An 8,863-nucleotide genomic window follows, 5' to 3' on the forward strand; every position below is an offset into this window, starting at 1 on the left:
GTTGCAGGCTGGAACCGTCGGTGTCTTCAAGTCCGACCGTCCCGTCCTCGCGGGCCTCGAGCGCTTGGTCCGGCTTGAATTTGGACAGGATGGTTATGGTCCCGTCCGCGTTGTCACGCACCAGCCAACGCTGGTTGTCAAAGCCAAGATAGGCGTACAGTTGGACCGTATTGGCCCCCGTATCCCAGTCAAGCGATTTGCCGCTTTCTCCCGCGCGGATCGTGTAAGCCTCATTTTTGACCGGATAATAGCTCCAGTATTGGTTGACCGACTCCTGCAGCGGGAGCGCTCTAAGCCTGGCCAGGGAGCTTTGGCTGTCTACGGCAAGCGCCGCTCCGGTGCCCGCGTTAACGAAACGGTACAGAGATTCATCCGTCGGCGTTGCTCCGGTTACATTGACGTTCTGGTAATAGGCGTCGCCGCCGAATACGTTGACGCCAAATGCGCCCTGGCGGTAGGTGTCGTCCTCCACATCGATAATCGTTCTGCCGTCCAGCTCGATTGTAATCCGTGTGCCCACGGCTGTAATTTTGGCATGATGCTTCACCCCTGTGGTCAGAGCCATCGGCACTTTCGCCAGCACCTGCCGGTCCTGGAACTGTCCGTCCGCCATATAGAACAGCCGCGCCGCTTTCAGATTCGGGTCAAGGTTGAAATAATACCCGCTCGTACCGTCGGCATTCGACCTGAACAGGATCGATCCGGCCCCGCCCGTGCCCGGGAGCGTCACGTCGGCTTCATAGGTGAAATCGGCCGCCCTTTCCCCCGACATATAATTCGAATCCGTGTCAAAGGTTCCCCGGATTCCTTCGGACGTAACGGCCCAACTGGAATTCGACTTCCAGTTCTTCAGGTTCGTATGGAACGTCCCTACCGTTACCATGATGACGGCCGACAAGCTTCCATCCCGCGTCTTCACGGTAACGGCGGCCGTTCCGGGCGCCACCGCCTTCAGGACAGCGCTGCCCGAACCGGACGGCTCCGCCTTGACGACCGCTTCGTCGCCGGAGCTCCAGACAAGCTCCCGGGCGGGCGCATGCGGCAGCACATTCGCAAAGATCTCTCTGGATTCCCCGGCTCCCAGCTCCAACAGACTGCGGTCCAGAATAATCCGCCCGGCCGATTCGTCCGGCCGCAACTCTCCATTCCAAATATTTCCAAGCGGATACACCTTAATCGACTTCACATGCACCGTCCCGCCCTTGGCGTAGAAGCTCAAGCCGCTGCGCGCCTTATCCGGCAAAATAACGTCGGAGAATACCGCTCGGCCGTCCGCCCCAAACACCTCGACGGAGGATTCATCCACCAGAATACGCAGCTTCACCATAGAGCTGTCTTGCTGCACCTTCGCTTCATGAACAGCCGAGAATTTGGAGGAGAAATCGGTCCGGCCGGAAGTGGAACGGTCAACGAACAGTGTACCGCTCCCCTTGCGGTAACCGACAACGGTCCGCTGTGCTCCGCCTTCACGCAGACGGAATCCGAATTCCGAAGCGGCTCCCGTCTTGGGCAGCTCAAGCTCGGCCTCAATTTCATAGGCATTGCCGAAGGGGGAAGCCAGAATATTGTCCGTATCCGCCGAGACGTCCGTGTCGGCGACCACGAATGGCGTGCCCCGCAGCTGCTCAAGCTCCGCAATCGGAGTCTGTGCCAGACGGATGCCACCCGGCGTCGTCTTGAGCGACAATTCGCGCGGCACCGTCATCTGTCCCTTCCACGGCGAGGTCGGGAAGCTGAACGGATAATCCCAGTTCGTCATCCAGGCCAGCATAATCCGCCGTCCGCCAGGTACGTTCGCAAAGGAAGTCGAAGCGTACATCTCTTTGCCAAAGTCGGTCCTCAGCACGGTCCCGGGGGGATTATCGTTCACAAATTTGCCTTCAGGCGTCAATTCGCCGATAAAATATTCGGCGTCCGATCCGTTTGTCTTCGGACTCGCGCCCAAGCTGATCATCAGCACCCACTTCTCTTTGGAAGCGTTGCCGTCCACCGGAAGAGGGAACAGATCCGGGCATTCCCAGACGCCGCCCCGAATATAGCCGCCGTATCCGAAGCTGTCAGTCAATGACCAGTCAATCAAATTCTCCGAGGTGTAGAAGCGGATATGATCGCCGCCGGAGACGACCATAATCCAGCGGTTGCCCACTTCGTCGCGCACCACCTTCGGATCGCGGAAATCCTTGCTCCCCGGCTCGTTGTCGCTTACATAGCCCGGATTTTTGATAATCGCATCGTCCCCGTAATACTGCCAGGTACGGCCCTTATCCTTGCTGTAAGCCAGCCCGATTTGTTGATTGCCGCCCGTTTTGTCCGGATTAAAGGAAGTATAGTAAGCAATAAGTCCTTTGCCGCCGGAATCGCCGAACAGTCCCGAAGCGTTATGCTCGTCGGCAACGGCCGCCCCGGACCAGACATGGCCCAGATCATTCCATTTCAGCGCGAGCGGCAGACGCCGCCAGTGAACCAGATCGGTGCTGACCGCATGGGCCCATTGTCCGCCGCTCTGATGAAAGAAATGATATTCCCCTTCAAAATAGACCAGCCCGTTCGGATCGCTTGCCGAGCCGCGCGCAGGCGTATAATGGTACGCCGGACGGTAGATTTCATTGTAGTAATCGCGGGAATCGGTCAGATAAACATCCTGAAAGTAAGCGCTGCCGCCGCTTACCGCAAGACCGGTCAAGCCCGAAGCGTAGCTGCCGTCCTCAAGGTCCGCCGCCGCCCCGGCATAGCCGTCCACAAACACCGAGATATGCGGCCCCGCCGCATGAACTTCAATATGGTGCTTCTTCCCGGGAGCAAGCGGGATATCCGAAGAGGAAGCCAGAACCTCCCGCCCGGCCGGACCGGACTTCACCAGCTTGACCGTGCCTTCGCCCGCGTTCAATTGCAGCCAGTAGCCGGCTGAACCGTCTTCACTGGCCCGGAACAGCAGCGCCGCTTCGGCGGAAGGGGTGTCCCCCGCAATGGTTATGTCGCCCTCAAGAACAAAATCCTTCTCCTGCGAGCGGGAAATATGGAGCGACCACTGCGTTCCTTGCGCCGTTCCCTTAAGGCCCTGGAGGTCTTTCATCCAAGCTCCGGCCGCCTCTGAAATGCCCTCTATATTCGTGAGCAGATCACTCAACCGGATATTCTGGAACACGGCGCTGCCGCTGGCGCGAAGCCCCAGCCGCGTGTTGCCGGAGTATAGCTCGCTTTCGGCGCTGATTACGGGATCATACTTGCCGTTCCAGTAGACGGTCAGGCGTTTCCCGTCCGCCTTGACTTTGACATGGTAGCTGACAAACGGAAGAACCGCGATGCTCTTCTCGATCCACAGGCGGGCCGGATGCGTGCTGTTGGCATCGATCAGTCTGATCTTGCCCGCCTTTCCATCCACCTGAACGAGAAATCCGTTCCGTCCGGCTTCATCCGAGCGCAGCAGCAAGGAGCCGGACGAATCCGCCGACTTCAGCATGACGTCACTCTCATAAGTGAAGTCCCGGGCGTAGGTGCCTGACATGACGGTAGCCTCGCCCGATGCCGTCAGTTGAAGACCTTCGGGACCCGAGGAAGCGGTTCCAACACCGTTCCGCGTCCAGCCTGCAAGATTGCTGCTGACGCCGGACAGCTCAATCGGCTCGGCTTCGTCCGGCTGACCCGCATAAATATTCTGGAACACCGCTGCGCTGTTCCAGACATGCATCCCGAAATACCCGCCGGCATAGGCGGTATCCTCCGTCTCCATCAGCGGCTCCGCTCCGCCGTTCCAGTACACCTTAAGCGACGCGCTCTCCGCCGTCACCTTGAGGTGATACGGCTCTCCGGCGTTCAGCGTCACGCTCTCCGTCTTCAGCACCCGATCGCCGCTTGCATCCTTCAGCTTCAGAATATCCGCTCCCGGATCAAGCTGGGCCATGTACGATCCCCATCCGCTGTCGTTCGAGCGGAAGACAAGCGACACCACGCCGCTGTCCTGTAGCAGGGTGACATCCGCTTCGTAGCTGAAGCTCTCGCCCTGTTCCGCAGATAGCGCGAAGCCATTCTCTGCCGAGGACAGCTTCAATCCGTCCGGCGTCTCTTCGATAGTTCCCTTGTCCTTCGCCGTCCAGCCGCTCAAGTTGCTGATGACGCCGCTAGTTGAAGCGCTTCCACTATTGCTTGTATCCTTTTCTCCTCCAGATTCAGCCGCCGACGCGGATGAACCCTGGAACATTACGCTCCCAAGCAGAATAACCGCAACGAATCCGTTTAACCAGCGGCGGCCCAAGTGCTTCTTTCCTTTCCTCATTTCGCCCACTTCCGTCCCCATAAAATGTAAGCGTTACCTATTTTGTCGCAAGAAGAAACGGCTGCGCCGTCCCCTCAGGTGGAGCATCCGTTTCCCCTAAAATATACAGTCAGCTATAAGCATGAAACTTAAAACCTGGCTAGACCCATTGTTCAACAGGCCGGAATTGCCCGGACAAAGCGGCCAACCTTCAGGCCGCAGGGAGTTAAGTCAATGAGCAGCTCGCCGATGACGACCACATCCGTGATGATTACTTTACGGTCTTGACCGCTCTACCTGGCCTGTATCCGCCATACGTCAAGCGATTCAAGCAGCGTATTCCCGTCTCTTGAGAACAGCTTGACGCCCAGGCTGCTTTCCAGCGGATATATCCGGTTCGTAATTGTCCGGCGGCCGTCATTCGCAAATAATTCCACCGAAGAGCTGTCCAGGAACAGGCGCAGCTTGACCCGTCCGTCCTCCAGCGGAGCCAGCTCCGCCTCATTGACGCCGCCCTCACCCGCTCCGGCATGATCACGGTTCATCCGCAGCACGCCTTCGGACGCCTTGTAGGAAATTTCCGTATACTGCAAGCCGTCATCCGAGCAGCGCACGCGCAGGCCGAACTCGGCGCCGGATGAAGCATCCGCCAGAAACACGGCTTCAATTTCCAGCGCGCTTCCTTCCGCTCCCTCCAAGGAATATTCTTCGCCGTCTTTGAGCAGGACATTGGCCGCGCCTGCATGATCGCCGCGAAGCACCTTCAGCTCTTCGGCAGGGTTGGCCAGCAGACTGCCATCTTCCGCGAGCGTCAGCACGCGCGGCAGTGTGAAGGCTCCCATCCAGCCGTCTTCCTTCTCCGGCATCTCCGCGCCCCAAATGTTCATCCAGGCGAACATGATCCGCCTTCCGGACGCATCCTCGAAGGTCTGCGGAGCGTAGAAATCGAATCCGTAGTCCACCCGATCCTTATGCTGCTTGCTGAATTCCCCTGTACCGTAGTCGAACTCCCCGGACAAATACAGCGTCTTGACGGGCGCAATGTTCATTGGAGAGAAGATCAGCACATGGCTGTCCTCGCCCTCCCCAAGCGGGAACAGATCGGGGCATTCCCACATATCCCCCATCGTTCCGTCGCTCTCCACCGGAATTCCCTCGTAGGTCCATTCATTCAAATCGCTTGAGGTGTAGTGAAGAATCTTCCCTTTTCCGTCCTTGCCGTAGCCCACGACCAGATGCCAGACCTCGCCGTGCTTCCACACCTTCGGATCACGGAAACCGAAGCATTCGGCGTCCGGGGGACCAGGGATGATGGAAGACGCGCCTTTGTCAAAATGAATGCCGTCCTTACTGCGGGCGATGCACTGCACCTCGACCGGATCATTGCTCTCGACATGCCCCGTATAAATCAGCGTCAGCAGGCCGTCATCGTCCACCCCGCTGCCCGACCAGCAGCCGTACACCGTGTTCTCCGCGATGTCGTAAGGCATCGAGGGTGTCAGAGCGATCGGGAGATGCTCCCAGTGTACAAGGTCTTTGCTCTTCGCATGTCCCCAGTGCATCGGACCCTGCCAGGGTCCGTAAGGATAATGCTGGTAGAACGCATGATATTCACCTTTATAATAGATAAGTCCGTTGGGATCGTTCATCCAGCCAACGGGCGGCATTAAATGATACTGAAGCCGATACCTTGCATTGGTAATCGGCAATATCTCGTTTTGCAGCGTATTGCTCACAGCATTTCACCATCCTGTTCCAAAAATTTTTTTCTATCGTTCAGATCCAGACCGTCTTCAGAGGGTATACCGTAAATCGGCTGAACCGCGCGGCTCCGCCTTGGGCGAACAACTCCAGTCCGTCACTGTCCGGCCGGGGATATACGAGCGACGTAAACACTTCCTCGCCATTTCCGATAAACCACTCGATGACCGACTCATCCACAAAGCCCCGCATGGTCAGCCTGCCCGCCTCAAGGCTCCGCGGCGCCCGGAACATCCTGGCGAAGTCTGCGGTTCCCCCGGTACGCTTCGGCAGTTCGCTGAATCCCGATCTGCGCCGGTCAAGAAACAGCTCCCCGCGCTGCGGACTTACGCCAAGAACGGTGTGCTCGTCACCCGATACCCTGACGCGAAGGCCAAACTCCGCCGCACTGTCCCAGTCAACCTCCGCTTCGAACTCATAGGACCGTCCCCTGAACGGAAGGCGAACGCTTTCATCCTTGATCTCCAGCGGGCCGTAATGGACCGGTTCCTCGCGCAGCGCGGAAAGCTCCTCTACCGGCCGCTGCACAAGATGAAGCTCTCCGCTGCCGCTTCTTGCCAGCCCCAGCGTCCTTGGAATCGACATGCCGCCTTTCCAAGGCTCGGTCGGAGAATGAAACGGATATTGCCAGTTGGAGGTCCAGCCAAGCCAGATGGTCCGGCCGTCTTCCTGCGGAATATCCGAATACGAAACCGCGGCGTAGAAGTCCTGCCCGTAATCGGTCCACCGCGGGCGATCGTCCTTATGCTCGCAGACAAAGCGTCGGCCATCGAAATGTCCTACGAAATACTGGGCGGTGGAGCCTGCGGTTACCTCGTTGTCGCCGATGCTGACATGCAGCACCCAGCGGCTCTCGCCGTTCTCTCCGAGGACGGGCAGCCGGAACAGATCGGGGCACTCCCATACCGCGTCCTGACACCCCGCGCCGCTGAAGCTGCTCTCAAACCGCCATTCCCGCAAATTGGGCGAGCTGTAAAAATAAATGGCCCTGTCGACGCTGACCGCCATGGCCCAGCGTCCCGTCTCCTCATGCCACAGCACCTTCGGATCGCGAAAATCCTGAAGACCGGGATTCGGGAGGACCGGATTGCCTTCATATTTCACCCAGCTTCTTCCTCTGTCCAGGCTGTAAGCGATGCTCTGGGACTGGAGGCCATCCTTGAAATGGGTAAATATCGCCACCAGGCCGCTGCCGCCTCCAAAGAATCCGCTGCGGTCCCGCCAGTCCACCACGGCGCTGCCCGACCAGATGTCGCCCAGCTCGTCGGATACGAGCGCCAGGGGGAGATGCTCCCAGTGCAGCAAATCCCGGCTCACCGCATGGCCCCATCTGCCCGTAAACTGATAAAACTGATGATATTCCCCTTCGTAGAACACCATCCCGTTCGGATCACTCATCGGCCCCTCCGGCGGCGTCAAATGAAATTGCGGGCGGTAAAGCTCGCGATACGTCTTAGTCACGTTTCCCCTCCTGTCGTCCGCCCTTCGGGTTCTCCCCAAATGCGGTTACTCATCTGCCCGCCATTCATCTAAACATTTAATTTACAATATTCATTACAAATGTAAACTTAATTATTGCAATTGAAGTATAGCGCTTTCAAACTGGGCTGTCAATCCTTTTTTGGATTCATTTCAATTGTTTTCCTTCCCGGCTTTTTACCTTCAAACCATGCGGCGGAGCTCTATAAAGCCTTGCAGACCTTTACTGTATCCGAATTCATTTTTACTTTCTGAAAATGTCCTTCCGTCTTGCCGGAAAAGCGGGGAACCTATGCAGTATCTGAAAAAAATTATATAATAAGATAGAAAACTATGTTTATTATCATAAAATGTGCAAATAATTGTTCCATATTCTCGTCTGATGATTTACATTTAATTTTGTATTTGAACAATTTATTGTTACAATTTTACGATCAATGCAAAGAATTATGCATACGTCATAAGCCAAAAGGAGTGCCGTCTATGGCCGAAAGAGTGACCATCCAACATATCGCCGATGCTTTGGGATTGTCGCGCAACACGGTATCCAAAGCGCTGAATAATCATCCGCAAATTCCCGACGCGACCAGGGAGAAGATTGTGCAGAAAGCGGCCGAGCTTAAGTACAAAAATTTCTCCAGCATGAATATGGGCAACATCGCGCTCCTCACACGCGGAGATATCAATGCCATCAGCTTCTATTCCGAGACGATCAAGGGGATGGAGACGGGGCTCAGCGCCCAGGGTCTTAACCTGATTCTGATGCTGGTGAAGCCTGACGATATCCACAGCAATGCGCTGCCGCCCAATATTAATCCGCTCAATATCGACGGGATCGTCTGCATGGAGATTTTTCGCCAATCTTATGTCGAAACAATCCTTGGCGCGGGAATTCCAACCGTATTCATCGATTTCCTTCCGGGCACCGTCTTTGACGGCCACAAGTACGACATTATAATGGTCGAGAATGAATATTCCGCCTATACTCTCACCAAGTCGCTGATTGATGAGGGACATGAGAATATCGGCTTCATCGGAGATTTACGGCACTGCCGAAGCTTTTACGAGCGATGGCTCGGTTTCGAGCGCGCGATGAGAGACTTCGGACGGGGACCGGACCCCGCATTCAGCATAACGCCGGACGATACACAGCCCTACCTTTCCGTCGAATGGATGACCTCCCGCCTGAAGGGTCTCGCCAAGCTGCCGACCGCGTTTATTTGCGCCAATGACGATATCGGCATATGCGCGATCCGCGCGCTCAAGGAGCTGAAAATTCAGGTGCCGGAGCAGATCGAAATCACGGGGTTTGACGACGTTCCGAACGCCAATATCATCGACCCGCCGCTAACAACAGTCCATACCTACCCA

Annotated in this window: 4 protein-coding genes; 1 reads left to right on the forward strand and 3 read right to left on the reverse strand. The window is 56.6% G+C overall.

Going from position 1 to position 8,863, the window contains the following annotated elements:
- The 3 genes from L692_RS28620 to L692_RS28625 form a co-directional block, all read right to left on the reverse strand.
- Positions 1 to 4,273 (reverse strand): GH32 C-terminal domain-containing protein (locus L692_RS28620; protein ID WP_025700237.1); only part of this gene is annotated, 4,273 nt, incomplete at its 3' end.
- A 272-nt stretch (positions 4,274 to 4,545) separates the two neighbouring features.
- Positions 4,546 to 5,988 (reverse strand): glycoside hydrolase family 32 protein, encoded by a 1,443-nt coding sequence (locus L692_RS0112265; RefSeq protein WP_025700239.1) that lies wholly within the window; start codon positions 5,986 to 5,988, stop codon positions 4,546 to 4,548.
- 40 nt (positions 5,989 to 6,028) lie between these two features.
- The gene (locus L692_RS28625; protein ID WP_051503489.1) at positions 6,029 to 7,474 is read right to left on the reverse strand and encodes a glycoside hydrolase family 32 protein; all 1,446 of its coding nucleotides are present in this window, start codon (positions 7,472 to 7,474) and stop codon (positions 6,029 to 6,031) included.
- A 501-nt stretch (positions 7,475 to 7,975) separates the two neighbouring features.
- On the opposite strand from L692_RS28625, the gene L692_RS0112275 reads away from it, so the two are divergent.
- A partial coding sequence (locus L692_RS0112275) for a LacI family DNA-binding transcriptional regulator (protein WP_025700241.1) occupies positions 7,976 to 8,863 on the forward strand: 888 nt, incomplete at its 3' end.

This window comes from Paenibacillus forsythiae T98, assembly GCF_000520735.1.
GTDB lineage: Bacteria > Bacillota > Bacilli > Paenibacillales > Paenibacillaceae > Paenibacillus_AQ > Paenibacillus_AQ forsythiae.